18 protein-coding genes and 10 tRNA genes are annotated in these 22,285 nt (G+C 38.9%); 5 read left to right on the top strand and 23 right to left on the bottom strand.

Features of this window, described 5'->3' with window-relative positions; all coding sequences use genetic code 11:
- Positions 1-31: 31 nt before the first annotated feature.
- The 21 genes from I6E70_RS16325 to I6E70_RS16225 all read right to left on the bottom strand — a co-directional run bounded on the left by I6E70_RS16325 (position 32) and on the right by I6E70_RS16225 (position 14,239).
- A tRNA-Ser gene (locus I6E70_RS16325) sits at positions 32-121 on the bottom strand.
- Between the two features lie 175 nt (positions 122-296).
- On the bottom strand, positions 297-1,337 hold the full coding sequence (nadA, locus tag I6E70_RS16320) for a quinolinate synthase NadA (RefSeq protein ID WP_007580396.1): 1,041 nt from the start codon (positions 1,335-1,337) through the stop codon (positions 297-299).
- Positions 1,338-1,478: 141 nt separating this feature from the next.
- A tRNA-Lys gene (locus I6E70_RS16315) sits at positions 1,479-1,554 on the bottom strand.
- Positions 1,555-1,617: 63 nt separating this feature from the next.
- Positions 1,618-1,693, bottom strand: a tRNA-Lys gene (locus I6E70_RS16310).
- A gap of 82 nt (positions 1,694-1,775) precedes the next feature.
- Positions 1,776-1,851, bottom strand: a tRNA-Lys gene (locus tag I6E70_RS16305).
- A gap of 64 nt (positions 1,852-1,915) precedes the next feature.
- A tRNA-Lys gene (locus I6E70_RS16300) sits at positions 1,916-1,991 on the bottom strand.
- A gap of 83 nt (positions 1,992-2,074) precedes the next feature.
- Positions 2,075-2,150: transfer RNA gene (locus I6E70_RS16295), tRNA-Lys, on the bottom strand.
- Positions 2,151-2,235: 85 nt separating this feature from the next.
- Positions 2,236-2,311, bottom strand: a tRNA-Lys gene (locus I6E70_RS16290).
- A gap of 84 nt (positions 2,312-2,395) precedes the next feature.
- Positions 2,396-2,471, bottom strand: a tRNA-Lys gene (locus I6E70_RS16285).
- Between the two features lie 70 nt (positions 2,472-2,541).
- A tRNA-Lys gene (locus tag I6E70_RS16280) sits at positions 2,542-2,617 on the bottom strand.
- A gap of 226 nt (positions 2,618-2,843) precedes the next feature.
- Positions 2,844-3,593, bottom strand: coding sequence for a tol-pal system protein YbgF (gene ybgF / locus I6E70_RS16275; RefSeq protein ID WP_024590479.1), 750 nt, complete (start codon positions 3,591-3,593; stop codon positions 2,844-2,846).
- Between the two features lie 13 nt (positions 3,594-3,606).
- Complete coding sequence (gene pal / locus I6E70_RS16270; protein ID WP_007580392.1) at positions 3,607-4,149, bottom strand: peptidoglycan-associated lipoprotein Pal; 543 nt, start codon at positions 4,147-4,149, stop codon at positions 3,607-3,609.
- 34 nt (positions 4,150-4,183) lie between these two features.
- The gene (gene tolB, locus I6E70_RS16265) at positions 4,184-5,542 is read right to left on the bottom strand and encodes a Tol-Pal system beta propeller repeat protein TolB (protein WP_007580390.1); all 1,359 of its coding nucleotides are present in this window, start codon (positions 5,540-5,542) and stop codon (positions 4,184-4,186) included.
- A 9-nt stretch (positions 5,543-5,551) separates the two neighbouring features.
- Entirely contained in the window at positions 5,552-6,478 is a 927-nt protein-coding gene (tolA, locus tag I6E70_RS16260) for a cell envelope integrity protein TolA (protein WP_007580388.1), read from the bottom strand.
- Positions 6,479-6,482: 4 nt separating this feature from the next.
- On the bottom strand, positions 6,483-6,911 hold the full coding sequence (gene tolR, locus I6E70_RS16255; RefSeq protein WP_007580386.1) for a protein TolR: 429 nt from the start codon (positions 6,909-6,911) through the stop codon (positions 6,483-6,485).
- Positions 6,898-7,602 (bottom strand): protein TolQ, encoded by a 705-nt coding sequence (gene tolQ, locus I6E70_RS16250; protein WP_007580384.1) that lies wholly within the window; start codon positions 7,600-7,602, stop codon positions 6,898-6,900. Before tolQ ends, tolR begins: the two co-directional genes overlap by 14 nt.
- Positions 7,603-8,744: 1,142 nt before the next feature.
- Positions 8,745-9,752, bottom strand: a complete 1,008-nt coding sequence (gene ruvB, locus I6E70_RS16245; protein WP_007580382.1) for a Holliday junction branch migration DNA helicase RuvB — start codon at positions 9,750-9,752, stop codon at positions 8,745-8,747.
- Between the two features lie 7 nt (positions 9,753-9,759).
- Positions 9,760-10,377 carry a Holliday junction branch migration protein RuvA gene (gene ruvA, locus I6E70_RS16240; protein WP_002960647.1) on the bottom strand — a complete coding sequence of 206 codons (618 nt, stop codon included), beginning with the start codon at positions 10,375-10,377 and terminating at the stop codon, positions 9,760-9,762.
- A gap of 2 nt (positions 10,378-10,379) precedes the next feature.
- Positions 10,380-10,904, bottom strand: a complete 525-nt coding sequence (gene ruvC / locus I6E70_RS16235; RefSeq protein WP_002960649.1) for a crossover junction endodeoxyribonuclease RuvC — start codon at positions 10,902-10,904, stop codon at positions 10,380-10,382.
- Between the two features lie 130 nt (positions 10,905-11,034).
- Complete coding sequence (locus I6E70_RS16230) at positions 11,035-13,536, bottom strand: ABC transporter permease (RefSeq protein WP_197189202.1); 2,502 nt, start codon at positions 13,534-13,536, stop codon at positions 11,035-11,037.
- Positions 13,526-14,239: an ABC transporter ATP-binding protein gene (locus I6E70_RS16225; protein ID WP_007580378.1), complete on the bottom strand. Its 714-nt coding sequence runs from the start codon at positions 14,237-14,239 to the stop codon at positions 13,526-13,528. The genes I6E70_RS16230 and I6E70_RS16225 overlap by 11 nt, the downstream gene beginning before the upstream one ends.
- Here I6E70_RS16225 and I6E70_RS16220 point away from each other — a divergent pair, their 5' ends adjacent.
- The 5 genes from I6E70_RS16220 to I6E70_RS16200 all read left to right on the top strand — a co-directional run bounded on the left by I6E70_RS16220 (position 14,240) and on the right by I6E70_RS16200 (position 20,007).
- On the top strand, positions 14,240-14,863 hold the full coding sequence (locus I6E70_RS16220; RefSeq protein ID WP_007580376.1) for an arylesterase: 624 nt from the start codon (positions 14,240-14,242) through the stop codon (positions 14,861-14,863).
- 110 nt (positions 14,864-14,973) lie between these two features.
- Positions 14,974-15,050: transfer RNA gene (locus I6E70_RS16215), tRNA-Pro, on the top strand.
- A gap of 358 nt (positions 15,051-15,408) precedes the next feature.
- A complete protein-coding gene (locus tag I6E70_RS16210) occupies positions 15,409-17,067 on the top strand; it encodes an Hsp70 family protein (protein ID WP_197189201.1) in 1,659 nt (552 codons plus the stop codon).
- 89 nt (positions 17,068-17,156) lie between these two features.
- Entirely contained in the window at positions 17,157-19,268 is a 2,112-nt protein-coding gene (locus I6E70_RS16205) for a CDC27 family protein (RefSeq protein ID WP_197189200.1), read from the top strand.
- Positions 19,252-20,007, top strand: coding sequence for a DUF1266 domain-containing protein (locus I6E70_RS16200; protein WP_197189199.1), 756 nt, complete (start codon positions 19,252-19,254; stop codon positions 20,005-20,007). The genes I6E70_RS16205 and I6E70_RS16200 overlap by 17 nt, the downstream gene beginning before the upstream one ends.
- A gap of 72 nt (positions 20,008-20,079) precedes the next feature.
- On the opposite strand, the gene I6E70_RS16195 is transcribed toward I6E70_RS16200, so the two are convergent.
- A complete protein-coding gene (locus I6E70_RS16195; protein ID WP_024593050.1) occupies positions 20,080-20,328 on the bottom strand; it encodes a hypothetical protein in 249 nt (82 codons plus the stop codon).
- 103 nt (positions 20,329-20,431) lie between these two features.
- A complete protein-coding gene (locus tag I6E70_RS16190) occupies positions 20,432-22,069 on the bottom strand; it encodes a cyanophycinase (protein WP_197189198.1) in 1,638 nt (545 codons plus the stop codon).
- Positions 22,070-22,285 lie beyond the last annotated feature (216 nt).

Genomic DNA, 22,285 nt, shown 5'->3' with positions numbered 1-22,285 from the left:
TTCGATATTAGTAACTGGGTTCTAAGAATAATGGTGGAGGGAGAGGGATTCGAACCCTCGTTAGGGATAAACCTAAACACACTTTCCAGGCGTGCGCCTTCAGCCACTCAGCCATCCCTCCACAGTGCTGCAATTGTGTAATGCAACAGCGCGCTATAGTATGAAATAGACCCTTAAGGTGCAAGGCATTTTTAAATATGAGCCTTTAAATGCTTACTTATCAAGCAATAGCTTATCTATAGGCACAAAAAACGGCTAAATCTAAGACCTAACCGTTTTAATTTATACTTTTAAAATTACTTAGCCATGCTCGCAGTAAATTCAAGCATGCGATTAAGCGACTTAAGTGCGCCTTCGCGTAAATCCATATCAACGAATACTTCTTTACCTTTAGGGCTTATGAGGGCTTCCTCAATCGCTTTTAAGCCATTCATTGCCATCCAGGGGCAATGTGCGCAACTTTTACATGAAGCGCCCTCACCTGCCGTTGGAGCCGCAAAAAACTCTTTATCTGGACATAGTTGCTGCATTTTATAAAAGATGCCGCGATCGGTTGCTACAATAAACTTTTTATTGTCCATTGTTTGCGCAGCTTTAATTAATTGGCTCGTAGATCCAACCGAATCGGCAAGTGCAACAATTTCTGCTGGTGACTCAGGATGAACTAATACGCCTGCATCTGGGTGTAGCGCCTTCATATCTTTTAAGGCTTTAGTTTTAAATTCGTCATGTACAATACATGCGCCATTCCACATAAGCATATCAGCACCGGTATTTTTTTGAATATAACTACCAAGGTGCTTATCTGGGCCCCAAATGATTTTTTCGCCTTGCTCATCAAGGTGCTCTACTATTTCAAGTGCACATGATGAGGTTACAATCCAATCTGCACGCGCCTTAACTGCGGTAGAGGTGTTTGCATACACAACCACTTTACGGTCAGGGTGCTCATCACAAAACGCTGAGAACTCGTCTATTGGGCAACCAATATCTAGCGAACACGTCGCTTCAAGCGTTGGCATAACAACCGTTTTATTTGGCGTTAAAATTTTGGCTGTTTCGCCCATAAATTTCACGCCCGCGACGATGATCATATCTGCATCGTGACGTGCACCAAAACGTGCCATTTCTAGCGAATCGGCAACGCAGCCGCCGGTTTCTTCTGCAAGTGCTTGAATTTCAGGATCGGTATAATAATGTGCAACAAGTACTGCATTTTTATCTTTTAGTAATTGTTTTATACGCGCTTTATATTCGCCTTGCTCGTCATTTGTTAACGGTGCTGGCTTAGGGGGGAAAATATAACCTTCAGGCATAATAGTTTGAGCTAGACTCATGTTCTCGACCACTTATCTACAGTGCATTAATTAGGGCGAATTATACGAGAATATAAACATAAATAACAGCAAACTAGTTAAGCTGTTTATAAAAAATAGAATGGGAATTTAAAAAAGAATATAAAGGAAAGTATTAGAGAGTGGTGGGTCATGATGGATTTGAACCATCGACCAATTGATTAAAAGTCAACTGCTCTACCAACTGAGCTAATGACCCGCTCTAATATAAATCTGCTTTGTAAAAAGCTGCGTAAATCCGCCGATTAAAACTTTCATAGAATGGTGGGTTATGATGGATTTGAACCATCGACCAATTGATTAAAAGTCAACTGCTCTACCAACTGAGCTAATAACCCAATCTATGCGCTTATTCAATTATGAATGAAGCTTACGTATATCCGTCGATTGATGCCAAACATTATTCATAAGAATAAAGAATGGTGGGTCATGATGGATTTGAACCATCGACCAATTGATTAAAAGTCAACTGCTCTACCAACTGAGCTAATGACCCGCTCATACGCTTATTCATTTTGAATAAACTTACGTAAATCCGCCGATTAAAACTACTCATAGAATGGTGGGTTATGATGGATTTGAACCATCGACCAATTGATTAAAAGTCAACTGCTCTACCAACTGAGCTAATAACCCGCTCTATGCACTTATTCAATTATGAATGAAGCTTACGTAAATCCGCCGATTGATGCCAAACACTATTCACAAGGAATAAAGAATGGTGGGTTATGATGGATTTGAACCATCGACCAATTGATTAAAAGTCAACTGCTCTACCAACTGAGCTAATAACCCGCTCTATTGTTGCGTTTTAAATGCAACTTACTACTTTACGTAAATCCGTCGATTGGAACCAATCACTATTCAAAGGAATAAAGAATGGTGGGTTATGATGGATTTGAACCATCGACCAATTGATTAAAAGTCAACTGCTCTACCAACTGAGCTAATAACCCGTTCCAGTTGCTAACTTATTTCTAAGTTAAAGCATGCGTAAATCCGCCGATTGATGCCACACACTATTCACAAGGAATAAAGAATGGTGGGTCATGATGGATTTGAACCATCGACCAATTGATTAAAAGTCAACTGCTCTACCAACTGAGCTAATGACCCGCTCTGACGTTGCGTTTTATAACAACTTAGTATTCTACGTAAATCCGCCGATAAAAGACCATTCAAAGAATGGTGGGTTATGATGGATTTGAACCATCGACCAATTGATTAAAAGTCAACTGCTCTACCAACTGAGCTAATAACCCGCTCTTTTTGTCGCATTTCGAGTGGGGTAACCATTCGTTTGCTGCGGGCGCTTATAATACTTATTTATAAAATGAGTGCAACCGAAATTGTCTCTTTTTTTAAGTTTTTATGTCTAGATGCACAAAATTAAACCGTTTGTGCTCAAACTACATGCAAATCCAAGATTCTTCGAGAGTTTCCATGTAGTTTGCTCGCCCTAACTAGAAATTTAATCGCTAGTGAACTTTAGTTTCCTAAACGATCAGTTGCTAGTTTTGCAGCGGTTGTACTTGGGTATTGATTGATAAGATCGCTCAATATTTTTTGCGCTTGCGCCGCTGAACCTTGATCTTGTAAAAGTGTGCCTAACTTTAGCATCGCATCTGGGCGTTTATTAGAATTTGGAAATTCGTTCACAACGACTTTAAAGTGCTCTACTGCTTTTACACCATCATTTTTAATAGTAAGCAACTGCCCTAACCAATAATGCGCATTAGACGCATAGACAGAGTTTGGGTAGGTAGTTAAAAACGTTTGAAATTCAGGAATCGCTTGGTCATAGCGTTTATCTTTCATTATTAACGCGACAGCGCGCTCATAGGCTTCATTTTCAGATAAGTCACTGCTATAGGTCTGTGCATTGCTTTGTTGCGTGTAATCAGTTGCGGGAGCTGCTGCTGGCTGTGTATAAGCCTGGCTCACGCGGTTTTCAATTTCTTGATACAACTCACGCTGACGCTGCAGTACTTTTTCAAGCTTGTAGCTTTGCTCTTCGGTTACACCTCGAATTTGGCTTACTTCGTCTTGTAACAAGTTAAGCTGTTGCTGTAACTCAACTTGCAAAAAGTTACGCTGTTGCATCATATTCTCAAGCGACGCTAATCGCTTCTCAATACTTGATTGTGAACTCGCAGCTTCTGAAACAGGAGCGGGAGCAGCCATTAACTGGGTGCTCCCGCTCAATATCATGGCTGCCAAAATAATTTTCGGCTTCATAATATCTCTTATCTTAGTAAACTAGTACCGCACGGCGGTTTTTAGCGAAAGCTGATTCAGTGCGAGACTTAACCATTGGCTTCTCTTCACCGTAGCTTACCACTGACATTTGGCTAGCTGAAACACCTAGGCTTAATAAGTATTTTTCAACTGCTTGGCCACGGTGCTCACCTAGTGCAATATTGTACTCTGGAGTACCGCGCTCATCTGCATGGCCTTCAATTAGTACTTTAACTGATGAGTTTTGAACTAAAAACTCAGCATGTGCACGAAGTAAGTCTGCGTACTTGCTTTCAACTGTCGCAGTATCAAAATCAAAGTAGATTACTTGCTCTTGACGAAGTGCTTCGTACTTTTGACGAAGTTGTTCTTCTGCTTGTTGCTCAGGAGAAATTGTAGCAACTTCAACCGTATCAGTGTTAGTTGATTGCTCAACAACGCCTTGATTTGATTGGTTTGCAGCACCTTCATCAATATCTGAAGATGAGCTACAAGCTGCTAATGTCATTACTGGCACAGCAATTAGCAGGCCTTTAAGTATTTTGTTAAGTTTCATTGAGTAGATTCCTATTTTGAGTAAACCAGTAATATTACTGTAAGTATGGCGACCAAGCTGGTGCCTTTACTTGTCCGTCTAGCACAGGTAACCGTGCCTTAAAGCGGCCGTCCATCGATACTAGCGCAAGTACCTGTTTATTATTATGAAGCGTGCTATATATAATCATCGAACCATTTGGCGCTATGCTCGGTGATTCATCTAGGCGTGTTCTCGTTAATACTTGGAACGCGCCTGTAGCCAGCTCTTTCTTAGCAAGATGGTACTGCCCGTTGGTACGGTTAACCATCACTAATTCTTTTCCATCTGGTGTTATTGAACCAGCAAGATTCATATCACCATCAAAGGTGAGTCGCTGTGACCTACCAGTTTTTAAATTTAACTTATAAATCTGAGCATTACCACCCCTTTCAGATGTAAACACAATATCTTGACCATTAGGGTGCCAAGATGGCTCAGTATCTATGCTACGGTGATTTGTTAAGCGTGTTTCTTTACGTGTAGCTAGGTCAAGCAAGTAAATTTCTGTTGCACCCGTCTTGTCCTTAGAAAGCACTAAAAGTAGCTTTTTACCATCTGGCGAAAACTGAGGTGCACCGTTAATACCACGGTAGCTTGCTATTATTTCGCGCTTACCTGTGTATATATCTTGAATGTAAATTTGGCTTTGACGGTTTTCAAACGTTACATACGCTAACTTAGTACCATCTGGCGACCACGCTGGCGACATTAAAGGCTCTTTTGAGCGAAGTAATACTTGCTCATTAAATCCATCATAGTCTGCAACAACGAGTTGATAAGGCTTAGGGTCATTATCACGTACTATTACATAGGCAATTTTAGTTAAAAATGCGCCTTTTTCACCAGTCAATCTTTCATAAATAACGTCACTGATTCGATGAGAGTAACGGCGAAAACCACTTTCACCAATAACACTTTCACGCGCTTCCAAAATATGATCTTGGCTTTTAACTAGCTTACCATTACTCATCATTTGTGTATTGCCACCGGTAATTTGGCCGCGGATCACGTCAACTAACTCATAACGCACTAAGTAACGCCCATCAGTTTGCTGCTCAACTTCGCCCACTAATATCGCTTCCACACCTTTATTAACCCAAGATGCGTAATCAATTTCGCTATCTTTGGTTGGCTGTTGTGGCATTTGCGCTACATCTACAGGTTTAAATTTACCACTGCGCATTAAATCGGCAGCAATAACACTGCTTAATTTTTCAGGGATTGGGCCAACACCTTGGTACTTAAAAGGTACTATAGCAATGGGCCTTGCACCGTCTACACCCTCAGTTATTACAATTTCAAGTGCTGCATTAGCAACACCCACAAACCCAAACAGTAAAACTAAACAGGCTATTTTTATTTTGTTGAACATATCATTCCTTTAAAATTCTGGCTTGATTGTTAAATTAATATTCTTAAGTTGTTCGAATACGTCTTTATCTTTAGATACCGGTAATGTGTCGGCCATGCGCACTGCTCTTAATGCAGCTTCACATACCAACTTATCGCCACCTAATGATTTAACTTGCGTTACTAAACCATTAAAACCTAAACGAATATTTACTCGGCACTGTTGGTTTTTCATTTTTTCATCAATCAATAAGTTTTGCTGAATACGCGCCATAATTAATGCACGGTACTTATCAACTTCGCTTACCACTTGTTGTTGACGTATTTTACTACGGGCAGCCTGCTCTTTGGCAAGTTGCTCTTGTAACATTTGCTCTTGCATTGCTTGCTGGCGTTTACGTTCGGCCTCGGCTGCACGCTCTTTTGCTTCTTCTTCACGTTTTTTACGTTCAGCTTCTGCTTTTTTAAGTGCGTCTTCTTCGGTTTTACGCTTATCAGCAGCAGCTTTTGCTGCACTTTCAGCTTCTTGCTTTTGCTTTTCAGCTTGCTTAGCTTTAGCGCGCTCTTTTTGCTCAATGGCACGTGCTTTTTTAGCTTGTGCTTGCGCCTCGGCTGTTTCTTTTTCTTTAGCTTTACGTTCTTGCTCTAGCTTTTTAATATGCCTAGATTCAGATTCGCGTTGCTTACGTGCATTGGCCGCTCTGCGTTCTAAATCGCGGATACGTTTGTCTTCAGCACTTTTTTTATCTTTTTCTTTCTTTTGAAGTTCAGCAATTTTTTGCTCAACTTGTTTTTGATCAACTGTAACGGCTGATACTGCTTTATCTGGCGTAGGTATAGCCGAATTAAGCGTTACCTCCATTACTTTAGGTGCTGGCGGATGAATGTTTGCAGACGCATACAAAAAACCACCAATTCCTAAATGAAGTACTATCGATTTTACTACTGAACTATTCATACAGCTACTTCCCCTCAAAGGATTCAGTCATTAATCCTACTGATGGTACGCCTGCATTTTTCAAAAAATCCATTAGTAATAATACTTCTTGATACGACACCTTACCCGAGCCTTTAATCATAACTGGCACGTCAGGGTTTTTCATTAACTGTAATTTTATAACCGCAGCAACATCAAGTGCTTCCATAGGCTCTTCAGGATCAGTACCTACGCTTACATAATATTTACCCTCTGCATCAATTGAAGCAATAATGGGAGGAGTATCTTTAGTATCAACTAAATCAGACTCTTCCATTTTAGGTAAATCAACTTTTACACCGTGTGTAATAAGCGGTGCTGTTGCCATAAATATAATAAGTAATACCAACATTACATCAATGTAAGGTACTACATTAATTTCTGCGACCGGACGGCGCTTTTTACGCTGATACATTCGCTTGTGCCTCTATTTGTGTAGCTGCTTGACGGTGTAAAATATTAGCAAACTCTTCCATAAAGTTAATATAGTGAGACTCAAGCTTTTCAACACTGTTTGAAAAGCGGTTATAAGCAATAACGGCCGGAATTGCCGCGAATAAACCCATAGCAGTCGCAATAAGTGCCTCTGCTATACCGGGTGCTACCATTTGTAATGTAGCTTGCTTAACTTCACCTAGTGCAATAAAGGCATTCATAATACCCCACACTGTACCAAACAAACCGATGTACGGACTAATAGAACCTACCGTTGCTAAAAACGATAAGCTAGATTCAATTTTTTCAATTTCACGAGAAAGCGCAACACGCATAGAACGATGCGTCCCTTCCATAACAATACTCGCACTTTGAAATGTATTCTTTTTATGACGAGCAAACTCCTTAAAGCCTGAAGTAAATAAGGCTTCAATACCTTGAGACTGACCGCTGCGTGACGATATTTCGTTATACAATTTACTTAGATCAATACCAGACCAAAATTTTTGCTCAAATTTCTTAGCATTTGATAGTGCATCTGATATTGCTTTTTTACGCTGAAATATAATTGTCCACGACATTACAGACATGGCAACTAGCCCTAACATCACTAACTGAACAAGCAAGCTTGCTTCTAAAATTAGGTCTAAAAAATTAAGCCCTGATCCCACGTTAAACTCCTAAGTAATTTCAAAATACGGCAAATTGGTTAATTTGTGTAAATATGACCGTTTATACGGTCAAAAGTTGCATCTAGTGTATCTAGTCCATTTCAAGCTGACAACGGTATTGCTATGAATAGGCAACAAAAAACGTTAAAAAACAGCTTTAGTTGGCATTTCCATTTGCCTCAGTATTTTATTTAATCTTTTAAATAAACTCGCTAACTATAAATATGCGTAAATATATAAGTAAAACGTCATAAAATGCGCCGTTTATTCAAAATAAGAGCATAAACACTCAAAACCTATAAGCCTTACCTTCACGTAACAGTAAAACTAATACCGAGCCACATCAAAAGAAATTACTTAAGCTAGAAATTTCATTAACTTATAAATTTAACGATTAATTAACGCGCAAAATTCAAACAACAATAAAATTCACAGAATTAGTTTTTCTAATCTGAAAATACAAATTTTCTAGTTTGAACAAAAAGATGATCTTACGTATTATTCTCCCATACCGAACTAGCGCACCGAATGAGATAGTTTCATTAAGCCAAGTTCTTAGTAATAGGATATTTTATCGTATTACATTGTTTTACTCTTTCTGGATAAAACCAAATTCAGTAAAACGTAGTTCCCTGGATTACTTCCTTCAACTTGTTGTTTGCCCGCATTTTTTGCGGGCTTTTTTTTGCCTACAATTTAGTGCGCTACATATTTTATACCAACCTGCATAAATCTTTGATCAATTTAACGAATTAAATTGCACTATAACGTCGTTAAAAATTTTTTATTTAGAACAACTAGATACAAAAACTTTTGCCTAGTTCTAGCGTAATTTTCTTAACGTTAAGTAAACCCCATATATAAGCAGATTGGTATTATTTATAAACTAATAATTGCCCTACCTATTTTACAATAAGTAATTCGGTTACTAGTTTGAATGGTACGCAGGATAGCTTCGCGAGTCTTAACGCCCTGTGAATTAACAGTTAACTATAAAGCGTATAAGTATTTTGAAATAACATTTGCAACAGTGTGCTGAGGTTTTGGGTAAAATACCAGCCGTATAAATATTTGAAAGAAAGGGGTACTAAGTCAATTACCTGCTGCGCAATAAACCACAGCAAGTAATGTATATGATGAGGCTAGTCTTTTTTAGGAAGTAAACCAAAGTGATGATATGCACTGTCAGACACGATTCGACCACGCGGAGTACGCTGAATAAATCCTTGCTGAATTAAAAACGGCTCTATTACATCTTCTATTGTTTCACGCTCTTCACCAATAGCTGCAGCTACATTGTCGAGTCCTACTGGGCCGCCCATGAATTTTTCAATTATGGCGAGTAAATATTTGCGATCCATATAATCAAAACCACTTTTATCTACGTCAATCATATCAAGCGCTTGCTTAGCTACTTCGGCATTTACTGTACCGTCAGATTTTACCTGTGTGTAATCGCGTACACGGCGTAATAAACGGTTTGCAATACGTGGTGTACCACGTGAACGTTGTGCAATTTCGGTTGCGCCGTCGTCACACATTTCTAAACCAAGATAATGTGCAGAGCGCCCTACTATGTGCGACAAATCTTCTACAGAATAAAACTCTAATCGCTGCACAATACCAAAACGGTCACGCAGTGGCGATGTTAGCGAGCCTGCTCGCGTAGTGGCACCAATAAGTGTAAATGCAGGTAAGTCTAATTTAATAGAACGCGCAGCTGGGCCTTCACCAATCATTATATCAAGCTGGTAGTCTTCCATTGCTGGATACAGTATTTCTTCAACTTGCGGGCTTAGCCTGTGTATTTCATCAATAAAGAGTACATCGCCTTCTTCTAAATTAGTAAGTAACGCAGCTAAATCGCCTGCTTTTTCAAGTACAGGGCCGGATGTTGTTTTAATACTTACGTGTAATTCGTTGGCAACGATATTTGCAAGCGTGGTTTTACCAAGCCCTGGTGGGCCAAATATTAATAAATGATCGAGCGCTTCACCACGGGTTCGGGCAGCTTCAATAAAAATTTCCATTTGCTGCTTAACATGAGGCTGGCCTCTGTAGTCGGCTAAAAGTTTTGGTCTTATTGCACGATCTATAGAGTCTTCATTTGTTTTTTCAGTCGCATCAATTAAGCGATCCGCTTCAATCATGGGTTACTCACAACATTGATTTTAAAGATTCTCTAATAAGAACCTCAGTAGACATATCGGGTTTGCTTATCGATTTTACTGCTTTTTGAGCTTGTGGCAATTTATAACCTAATGCAAGCAGTGCCGATACGGCATCATCGGCTGCGTTATTAGCTATTGTCGCATCGCTCATTGGCTCTATTACTGCGCTGTCGCTAAATGGCGTAAATAAATCATTACCCCAATCTTTTAATCTGTCTTTCATTTCGAGTACTAAACGCTCGGCTGTTTTTTTACCTACACCGGGTAATTTAACTAGCGACGTTGAGTCTTCGTTATTTACACAGCTTACAAATTGCTTTGCCGACATGCCCGATAAAATAGCTAAGCCAAGTTTTGGCCCAACGCCATTTGCTTTTAATAGCTCTCTAAACAAGGCACGTTCAACTTTATTATTAAAACCAAATAATAGCTGAGCATCTTCACGCACTACAAAGTGGGTGTAAACAATCGCGTTTTCACCAATTTTTGGTAAATCGTAAAAACAGGTCATTGGCATTTGTACTTCGTAACCGACACCACTTACTTCGAGTAATATTTCTGGTGGCTGTTTTTCGACTAAAATACCATTTAAGCGGCCTATCATAGTTATTTCCTTAAACGTCCTCTAACGGTTTTGCTTGCGCTACCCGCTAGTTTAATTAAATTTTGTTCTGAGTGAGCGTGGCAAATCGCAATAGCGAGTGCATCAGCTGCATCGGCCTGTGGCGTACCTGGTAGTTTTAAAATATTTTTTACCATGTGTTGCACTTGAGTTTTATCAGCGCCACCGTTGCCTACTACTGCTTGCTTAATTTGCCTAGCTGAGTATTCAAATACGGGTAAGTCGGCCATTGCAGCGCCAACAATCGCCGCGCCTCTAGCTTGGCCTAGTTTTAAAGCTGAATCGGGGTTATGCGCCATAAATACTTTTTCAATGGCAAAAGTTTCTGGCGAAAACTGTTCAATAAGCTGTGTAATGCCTTGATAGATCATTTTAAGCCTAACCGGAAAAGGATGATCGGCTAACTTAATACAACCACTGCCTAAGTATGTAAATTTAGAACCTTGGTGGGCAACAACGCCATATCCGGTCAAACGTGAACCAGGATCGATCCCTAAAATAATGGCCAAACAGCACTCCATTGTTATTATTTTTAAATTACGCTAATAATGCCAGAGCACTGTATAAATTACCAGTACAAAGAAAAACAAAAATGCCCACGTGTTAGGTGGGCATTTGAAGGAGCATGTTAGTTTAAGCTTACCCTAGGGCACGCACTAATCCTTGGGTATTTTGTTTAAGTGTTCGGGAAATCATTAAATAGCCTAAACCAGCCACAAATACACCGCCAGCTACAGGACCAATAATCCATATATGCGGGTGTAACTTACCTGCTAAATCAAACATTTGTTGCTGCACAATTAAAAGTGCTATATCACTAAAAAATGCAGCAACTAAGCCAGCTAAACCGCCGAGTAATAAAAACTCGTACAAGGTCGCGTTTTTAATTAATCGGCTTTTAGCGCCAAGCGTTCGCAGTATTACAATTTCTTGCATACGCTCACCTAAACTAGCTTGCACTTGCGATATAAGTACAAGCGCACCACACAGCACAACAATTGCAAGTACAAAGCCAATGGCGAGTGATACTTGCGAAATAGTTGTTTGTATTTGCTTAACAAAGTTATCAATATCAATCGCTGTAATAGTAGGGTAAGTACGCAATAACTGGCTAAAATCACGCTTTTGATCTGGATTTATACGTACCGACGAAATATACGTTGCCGGAAAATCTGCAAGCACATCTGGGCTTAAAATAATAAAAAAGTTAGGTTTAAGCGTGGCCCAATTAACTTTGCGCACACTGGTGATTTTAGCGTCGAACGACTGCGAACCAATTAAAAATGTAAGCGTATCGCCTATCTCAACATCTAAACGCTCAAGCATCGACTCCTCTACTGAGGCTTCAGCCATCGCATTTTCACCAAACCACGTGCCTTGTGTTACTTCATTTTGGTCAGGCACATCGTTAAGCCATGTAAGGTTTAGCTCGCGGCCAATACCTGCACGTGCTTCTTCGTCTTTTTTCTCGTTGTCTTGCAGCGATACAGAACGTGCTACCAACTCGCCGTTTACCGCATTTACGCGTCCACGAATAGTGGGATAAAACTCTGATACCTGAATATCTTTTTGTGCTAAATACTCATTAATTGGCTCAAGCTCATTTTGCGTAATATTAACTAAAAACGCATTAGGCGCGTCGCTTGGAAGTTGCGACTGCCAATCAGATATCATGTCGTTTTTAAGTACCACTAAAAACAGCAGTAATTTAATCGCTAACGAAAAACTAATTAACTGTACCGCGTTCACATTTGCACGCTTTTGAATAGACGCAATTGCAAGCGACCAACTGTTACCAGGTTTTAAGCCAAGCTTTCGACCGCCACCAAATATTAATTTAGATATCAAAAACAACACACCAATTAGCGCAAGTGTTGAAACAAACAAAATAAGCGTTATTTTTATGTTGTTACTAAATAACCACATTAATAAAAACACGGTTAGCGCACTCATGCCTAAATGCACACGACTTACTGCCAACTTGTCACCTAAGTTACGGCGCAGTACTCTAAGCGGTGGAATATCAAATAAATCAAATAACGGTTTAATAGAAAACATAACGGCACAAATTACGCCGGTGCTTATAGCCACCAGCCAAGGTTTAAAGCCACCTAAAGGTAGCTCTGTGCCCATACTTTTTGATAAGTAACTTGTTGCTATTTCTTGCAAGCCATAACCAATTAACAGCCCAATACTTACCGCCATTGCACATACAAGCAATAAATGGAGCATGTATATTTTGCGGATCATTGAACGGCTACCGCCTAGCGTTTTCATCATCGCTACTGGGTCGTATTGTCGTTCACAATAACGTTTTGCTGAAACGGCTATAGCCACTGCGGCTAAAATAATACCTAATAGGCCGGCAAGTAATAAAAAGCTCTCTGCACGGTTTAAACTATTTGAAATAGGTGATTGACGGTCTTTAACGCCGTACCATTGTTGGTTTTCTTTCATTTGTGGTTTAAGCCACTCGTAAAAGCTATTTATATCGGCCTCACTACCTGCATAAAGTTGGCGATAATAAACACGACTACCTGGCTGCACAACTTCGGTTTTTGCCACATCGTCAATATTAATAAGCACGCGGCGGCTGCTCGAAAATACATTAAATGGCGCATCGGGCTCTTCTACAATCACTTTTGAAACATTAAATAATGCAGCGCCAAGCTCTACTTGCGCGCCTATATCAATATTTAAACTGTAAAATACTGATTCACTTAGCCACACATTACCAGGCGTTGGTCCGCTATTAGCAACCTTAGTTTCACCTGTTAAAGTGTCTTTAACTTTTAACTGCCCTTTTAACGGGTACGCATTAGATGCCGCTTTTACTGAGCTAAACTGCATTTCATCATCGGCAAACAACATAGTGTCGAAGTACACCATTTGCGCCGTTTTTAAATTTTGGCTCTGTGCTTTAGTAATAAAAGCAGTGTCGAGAACATGATCGCTTGCAAGTACACGGTCTGCTGCAATAAAAGCACTGCTTTTTTGCGCAATACTTTGCCCTATTCGCTCAGTAACCATAGACAGTGTAAGCACGGTTAAAACAGCAAGGGCGATAGCTGCGCTTATAACTGTTAGCTCACCACGGCGAAATTCTCGCGAAAATAACTTAAGCGCTAACTTAACCCACATTAGCAACGTCCTCTACTTGGCTTTTTACCAGTAAGCCCGCTTCTATTTGAATAATGTGCTCACATTTTTGTGCAAGCCCTTCATCGTGAGTAACCAAAATAAGCGTAGTGCCGTGTTGCGTGTTTAAATCAAATAATAACGACTCAATCATTTTACCGTTTTTGCTGTCTAAATTAGCCGAAGGCTCATCAGCAAACAATATTTTAGGTGTACCAATAAATGCTCGCGCAATAGCAACACGCTGTTGTTCACCGCCAGAGAGTTGCGACGGGTAATGGTCAATTCGATGGCTCAAGCCTACTTTTTCAAGTAATACAATTGCTTGCTCTTTTGCATCACTTTCACCAGCAAGCTCTGCTGGCAGCATAACGTTTTCTAGTGCAGTTAAGCTTTGTACTAACATGAACGATTGAAACACAAATCCAATTTTAGCCGCGCGCAGTGCAGCACGCTCTTCTTCATCTAAATTGTGTAATGGCTCGCCATCTAAAAATATTTCGCCGCTGCTTGCGGTATCCAGCCCTGCTAATAAACTGAGTAACGTTGATTTACCAGAGCCCGACGTGCCAACAATAGCAACAGACTCGCCATGCTTGACATTAAAGCTGATGTCGCTGAGGATGGGCAGCTCACCTTCAAAGGTAGAGACTACTTTAGACAAACCATTAACCTGAATTATATTTAATTGAGAAAGCGCTGACATATGACTCATTCAATCCTTCGTTTAGTATTCATTTTATTTTTAGTTATCAAACCGCTGAGCGCAGCAGCCGACAACACGATTTTAATACTCGGTGACAGTTTAAGCGCAGCCTACGGACTTCAACAAGAAGAAGGCTGGGTAAAATTGTTACAAGATAAATACGATGACGAACAAGCCGACATTGAACTTATCAACGCCAGTATTAGTGGCGAAACATCTGGTGGAGCTCTACGCCGTTTAGATGCATTGCTTGAGCAATACGAACCCACTCATGTACTTATTGAGCTAGGTGCTAATGACGGTTTACGTGGTTTTCCAGTCAAAAAAATGCAAACTAACTTAACGTCTCTTATTCAAAAAAGCCAAGCAGCTAATGCGATGACCGCCTTAATGGAGATTTACATTCCCCCTAATTACGGTCCGCGTTACAGCAAAATGTTTACAGACACTTTCTCGCGCGTTAGCGAAGAAACAAATGCGCATTTAATGAACTTTTTTATGCTCGATGTTGCTGGTCAACCTGAGCTAATGCAAAACGATAGTTTACACCCTAACAAAAAAGCTCAGCCATTAATACGAGATGAGATGTATGACTCGATCAAAAAGTGGTTAAATAAAGACTAGCCAATTAATACACCGCAAGAGTGCCTTTTTAGGTCTCTTGCGTAATAAACACCCAAACAAACAATCGCTTATTGATTTTTAAAAAAATACACGTACTATTGCATACAAATCGGTATGTGGCGCAGCTTGGTAGCGCACTGTCATGGGGTGGCAGGGGTCGAGAGTTCGAATCTCTCCATACCGACCAATTAATTCCTTTAAAAATAACAATTTTCGTTAATCTAAACCTAACCATCAGTAAACTTTACTTCCAGCAATTCGATAATACTCTATATCTAGATCCATATTTTTTTGTTATCAACCTTAATACTAATCTGCTTGCACCTCTCCAATATGTATTCTTTTAAAGACCTCTTTGCTCTCATCAAGAACCGCTACCTATTTTAATAAAATAAAGTTAAGCGTATAATTTTCAATCAGATATTAATAATAGGTTTTTAATTAAACTGTATAATTACGTCGGTGCAAAACTAAGTTGAATTTAAGGCTCTGTATTAAGTAACTTAGCATAGCGATGATTTAAGTCATTCAGTAAGGGAAATAAAATGAAAATAGGGATAGATCTCGGTACAACTCATAGCGTAGTGGGAATATGGCAAGATAACGCGGTTAAGTTGATTCCAGATATGGAGGGTAATGTGCTCGTTCCTTCAATTGTTGGCTTGTCGGAAGACAATTATATTCTTGTAGGCCAAGCCGCTAGGGATCGATTAGCAACCCACCCCGCACACACAATTTGTGAATTTAAACGTTTTATGGGCACTGATAAAACCTTTTCATTGGGCGAGCAAGATTATAGCGCAACTGAACTATCAGCCATTTTATTAAAAAGCCTTAAAGAGCAAGCCGAACATTATTTACAAGAGCCTATTACTGAAGCCGTTATTTCGGTACCTGCCTATTTTAACAATAAACAACGCCAAGCAACGCAACAAGCGGCTTTACTTGCAGGCCTTAAAGTTGAGCGATTACTTAATGAACCCACAGCCGCAGCACTCGCTTATGGGCTCGATAATAAAGACTGTGAGCAAACTTACTTAGTACTGGACCTTGGTGGCGGTACATTTGATGTGTCGGTTATTGAGGTATTTAACGACATATTTGAAATACACGCCTCATCGGGTGATAACTACTTAGGCGGTAACGACTTTACTAACGTTATTGAAGAAGATCTTTATAAGAAAAACGATTTGTACAAAGGTTTTTTCTCAGATAGTGAACTACGTAATATTTGGTCGTTGTGCGAGCGTTTAAAGTGCCAATTAACTAACGAGTCAACAGCCAGCTTTAATTTTGAATATAAAGAAAAAACGTATTCATATACCCTCACTCTGGAAGATTATCGTACATTGTGTAGCGAGTTAATTGAGCGAATTAAGTTTCCTATTAACCGTGCGATGTCTGACGCTGACTTAACACTTGAAGACGTTGATGGACTTATTCTTGTTGGCGGCGCTACGCGTATGCCTATTTTTCAACAGCAAATTAGTCGTGTGTTTTCACGTATACCGCAAACTCAATATAACCCTGACCATGCTATCGCTACTGGTGCTGCAATTCAGGCAGGTATGAGCGCACGTGCTAAAGAATTGAAAGACGTAATAATGACTGATGTTTGCCCATTCACTTTAGGCGTGGAGGTAAACAACAAACATGGTCAGTCTGAGTTTTTGCCTATTATAGAACGGAACGCGACGATTCCTGTAAGCGAAACTCGTTCTGTTTATTCAGCTCACCCTGAACAAGAAAAAGTACTCATTAAAATTTATCAGGGTGAACATTATCTCCCTAAAGATAATGTATTTTTAGGCGATTTAGAAATAAATCTTGAGCCGTTAAATATAATACAAGAGTTATATTTAACATATACCTACGATCTTAATGGTGTACTTGAGGTTGAAGTGACTAATGTTGCAAGTGACAAAAAATACCGCACTTATGTAGGCGAAAATGAAGAAAGCTTGAATGAAAGTGAGTTACGTGAACGTTTTTCACGACTTAACGCACTTAAGGTTTTACCTAAAGACAAACTTGTAAATACTGCATTTAAAGCAAAGTTAGAGCGTCTATTCCAAGAAAATCTAGGCGATAAAAGGCGAGAGATTGGCGAGGCGATTGGTCAATTTATGGAAGTGTTAGAAACACACGATAACCACAAAATAGAGCGTATGATCGAAAATATAAAGCGCTATCTTAGTTATTAAAATTAGCTATTAAAGTTAGTTATTAAAGTTAACTAATAAAAAAATAGTTTCAGTTAAAAAATTACATGCATTAAATAAAGAGTGAAGTAATGAACCATTGGAAAATATTAGGCATTGAAGCCACAACAGATAAACGCCTTATTAAACTCGCTTATACAGAGATTCTAAAAAAAACATCGCCAACAGAGTTTCCCGAAGAGTTTAAAGATTTACGAAAAGCATATGAGTTAGCTATTAAAGAGGCTAAACGACCTGCTAAAAATGAAGACAAAGCACCCAATCAAGTATTTGAAGATGAGCACGAAAAAAAAGGCGTTATTAACGAGTCATTTTTTGATGAAGAAGAGCCCTCTCCCGCACCTACAGAAGTTGAAATAGTTCAGCCTCAACCTATCGAGTTAAATTGTGTTCGCTCTATTTCAGAGCTGCAAGTAGCACTCAATGAATTATATTGTAATGTGTTATCTCGCAGCGATGTTGAACAATGGAAGTTATTATTTTCGTCGCCATTATTTTGGGATGTCGATCAAAGTCAGCAAGTCTCATTTACTTTAATTGATTTCTTTTCAGAGAATTACTTTTTATCTGCCACGGTATTTAAATTTTTAGATGAGAGTATGAAAATCTCTAGTGAGTTAGTAACCAATAAAAATAATCACTACCGTGAACTTGCTATTGCACTGCATCATTATATTCAGAGCCTACCACTGCGAATCGATGCCCTATCTAACATTGATCACAATATTAGCTTTGAACAACTGCAGCAGCATCTTCAGTTACGTAACTTAATAGAAGAGCAATGTATATATTCTAAGCTTACAGCTGAGCAGCTAATTACGCTTATGCAGCGAATCAATTTGGTATTTTATAATGACGAGTCACTTTATCTTTATGTTGCTAACTATTTATGGACATTGGGTGCATACACAGAAATTAGTAAGTTACTTGCCTCATTGCCAGAGCCTACAGATGCAAGCATAGATCAGCTGCGAGATTTACAAGCACACGCAGAATTTAAGCTTAAAAACTATGATATAGCACTCACTATTTATCTTGCGCAGCGAGAACTTATGAAAAGTTTTTATGCGATGAATATGACTAAAGAGATTGGTCTGTGTTATTTGCACCTTAAAAATTATGAAAAAGCATATACGTATTTAAACTCTTATTTTTATACTAGCCCTGAGGATATAGACCTTCGCTCTGCTTTGATTATCGCCCGTCGATACTACATAAATGATCTTAAAAAAAATGAGGAAAGTAACGCTCTTAAAATAGCGACGTTACAATTTGAAAATGGTCGCTACCAAGATGCCTTAATAACGACTCAAACATACCCTCTAATTTTTCACGCTGATTGCAATTATTTACAGGCTTTATGCCTTGCTAAGCTAGAACGCTTAGATGAAGCATTTGACGTTTTTATCGCCTTTATGAATCTACATTTACAAAAACAGATAGATCCTTGGCCACTACTGGTTGATTTATTTATATATTGCCCAGACTCAATTGATTTCAATTTGATAATGGAAACTATCGCAAAAAAAATACAACCATCTCCTAACAAGTTTTATAAAACCCCTCGCGTGCTAGGCTCTATACAAGAGAATATATACTCACAATTAGAACTCAAAACATTAGATCTTCCAGCGACTGATCATGATGGAAAACCCAATAAACCCAAGGGTTACGCCCTCTATGTTGATTTAGACTATAAACAGCAATATGCTTGGGCAATGCTACATGCGTTAATGGCTAAATTGGCAAACTTCGAAGATAAAGCGATTGTGAAGCAAATAAAACAAGCCGCTATTTATGCGATTAAGCAAGCTATGCCAAAAATCACACACCAACCAAGTTGGAGCTTAAAGTTTATTCACATAGCTTTTGATATAGATGATTTTGATACCTGTATTAAGCTCGCAAACATCACGATGAGCGAGTTTTCTAATTTACCACAAACCTACTATTACAAAGGGCGATCGTTAGCTGCCTTAGAGCAATATGATGCAGCAATACCTATATTAATATTAGCCGCAGATAAATACGGACATCAGAGGCTTGGGATATACTCACTTGAATTTGCAGTGGAGTGTTGTGAAAAGCTCGTTGAACTTGGACAGCCAATACATCCTGATTACAATAAGATATGCCTCAAACTGCAAACAACAAAGGAGATTGTAGATGCACAATCAAAGTGAAGTAGCTTGTGTAATTACGGGTGATGCGACCTTAAGTTCAGAGCAAAAATTATGGCTTATTAGCCTCTCAGGGCACCTTTCAATGCAAAATGGCTATTCATTGAATACCTTAAAGCATCACAATAAAAACTACACTGACGAGTCAGTTGCTAACGGTAATTTAAGTATTTTAGATAATGCTTATGGCGTTACAACAAAAGAAGAATTAATTGAAACTTTAAATGTTTTTTATAACACATCAAATAGCCAAGTTTTCATGAGTTGTATGGCTGAACTCACCAGAAATGATTTATTAGCAAGATACTACATTGAGAATAAATCTACTGCCTATCAAAATACGCCTATAGGTATTATGTCGGACTGGGCAGGAATACATAAATTCTCACTGGCTCGTTGTGGTATTAGAGCTTTTGATATTGGCCGCTATGCTTTTTTATGTCGTTGTGGTGTTAGCGTTAATTTTTTAACCGAAGAAGAAGCATGGCATTACCTTAAGCCTATTGGAAAACTGGCACAAACCTTATTTATTAGCTGGCAAGAATATGCAACTAGTTATGTAGTTGGTCGTTGTATATGGCAAAAGATTACAACTCAAGAAACGTACAGCGAGCCAAACCCTGACTTTAATTTTAGTCATGATTTATTTGAAAAAATAAATGATACGGCTGCTACATTGCAAAGTATATTAGCTGATGACGAGCACCCATGGTGCCAACTAGGTTGGGAAATGGACTTTTAATTTCAATACTTTGATTTATAAATACTTACTGAATAACGCATTTTACAGTGGCGTTATTCAGTAAAGTTAATATTAGTGCTTGCGCCCTACACCATTTCGTACCATGTCTTGCCCTGTTTGGAATACGTCTTCTGTAATCATGCGTGCTAAAAGTAGCTTTTGATTATCGTCAAACACAGCAACAAAACGGCTGCCATCTTTGTTATTAGTAGCCATACCAACACCGGCAACACCTTTAAGTCCAAAACCACCGCTTTCGACATCTATTAAAAAGCTTTCTAGTTCGGCTAAAGTATCAATTACGTCATTTTCATTATTCATTTTAAAACTCTTTTAGTAAGGCCTTGGCTAGGCTTTTAAATCATTATGGTGGCTATTTTATAGAGAAGAGCCAAAAACTTAAACCCTTGGCTCAGGTTAGTAACTAAATAGACTTTATAGCTAACTCTAAATTGCTTAGTGCACAACCAAACTCTTTTGCATTAACGCGATGATACTGTGTGTCACTCGTTGCTGTAAGGCTAATTATAAACTCATCTTGTTGAGCTACCGCACTTTGCTCTTGGCTTAGGCACATAGCTTGAGTAAGTGATCGCAGTTTTGAATTTGTTAAAATTGAGCCAAAACGCTGCACTGGCAGTGGAGGTATTTTTATAGCGGGTAACGCCTCATCTATTGTGCGCTTGCTTAGAGTAAACGTGTTATTGGTAATTTCAATTACACTGCTTGTAGGCCAATACGAGTAGCTATAGCTCTTACTCTCAGGTTGTGCTTTACCTTGGTTAGCTAAATGCACTACACCACTTTTGCCTATTACGGTTATTAAACTACCTTCTGGCGATTTAATAACAACCAAAGCCGTATTTTCATCAATACCAAAACCATGTTGAATCTCTGTTTTAGTCTTTTTTACTTCATTTTTATTTAACGCCGCTGCGAGCCTAAATGTACGGTTTTGTTCGCTAAACTGAGTATCTAGTACACCAAAATTAAAGCTGCCAAGTCCACCAGCATTAGTGTTATTTTCATTTTTGCGAAGTGCCTCAAGGCTTGTCGTATTTGTAAGCATGCCCGTCACTTTACTTTGGATTGCTGCGCCCGCGCCTTCACCTACAATTACTGGGCGAGTTTGCAATGCTTGCGTCCACGGGTATGGATTATTGTTTTGATCAAATAATACCTTGTGAGTTAATGCTGCATTACCGCTATTAAACATCACACCGGTACTATTTTTAATAAGTGATACAAGTGCATTAGTGCCACTTTTGCATAAAGCGTATTCGGCCTTTGTGTACTCTGGATAAATTGCTTCCCGGTTATACACATTCATTAATGTATTTCTGAGAGCGGGTAATTCATCGCACGAGTTACTCGTAATCGCTTTAGCAAGTGCTGGCGTTAGTGCTAACCATTGAGTGTTTATATTTGATTGTGCTAAAAGACTCTGCGCTACATCTGCCGACTCATAAGGGTCGCGGCTCGATGCCGTAATAGCAAGCATGGTGGGTTTTGCGTTATTAACTTTTAAACTGCCCGACACAAATTGTAAAATACTATTAGTCGCGACCTCAATATTAAAATCGGTATTTACTTGCTCTTTTAAGCGCTCACCGTCTTTATCAAGTAGCGGCACTTCTAGCATATCAAATACAAAGTTGTATTCTTGCTGAGTCAGGCTTTCTAATTGCTGGTTATTTATATCGCGCCATAGCCATAATAAATCTGTTTTAGATACGCTATTTGACGATTTACCTAGCAAGGTTTTAAGTGTTTTTAATACAGCCGTTTTTGCCTCAACGTTATTATTAGGCCAGTGCTGCGTGATGTTTTTTATTTGAGCGTTGCTAACAGTATATAAATTATGTGACTTACCATCAATAGCAGTCTCTTTTTGGCAATTATTAAGCTTTGCGCTAGTACAGGTAGTAAGCTCTGACCCCACTAAAATTAAAGTTTGGTTTTGCTCTTGAGCCACTGCATTTATTGAATATCCAACACCAAACAATGCCACTAACATACCTAGTAACTTCGGCTGTTGATCACGTAAAAATGCACATATCATAATGTAAACTCTAATATAAATTATAAAACTAATATGTTGTAGTTTAACAGCTAGCCACTTGAGCCTAAATATATTTTTATAAATGTTAAATAATTCAAGCCCCTGAAAAGCGATAGCGTTAAGCACTTCATTTAAATAAATTGTTTAGCTTACATACTTGCCCTTGTAAATATTAACTAAACAAATTTAAACAGAGCATTTATTGATCAAATTCAT

This window comes from Pseudoalteromonas sp. NGC95 (assembly GCF_015864705.1).
Taxonomy (GTDB): domain Bacteria; phylum Pseudomonadota; class Gammaproteobacteria; order Enterobacterales; family Alteromonadaceae; genus Pseudoalteromonas; species Pseudoalteromonas arctica.
This window is presented reverse-complemented; position numbering and strand designations above follow the sequence as displayed.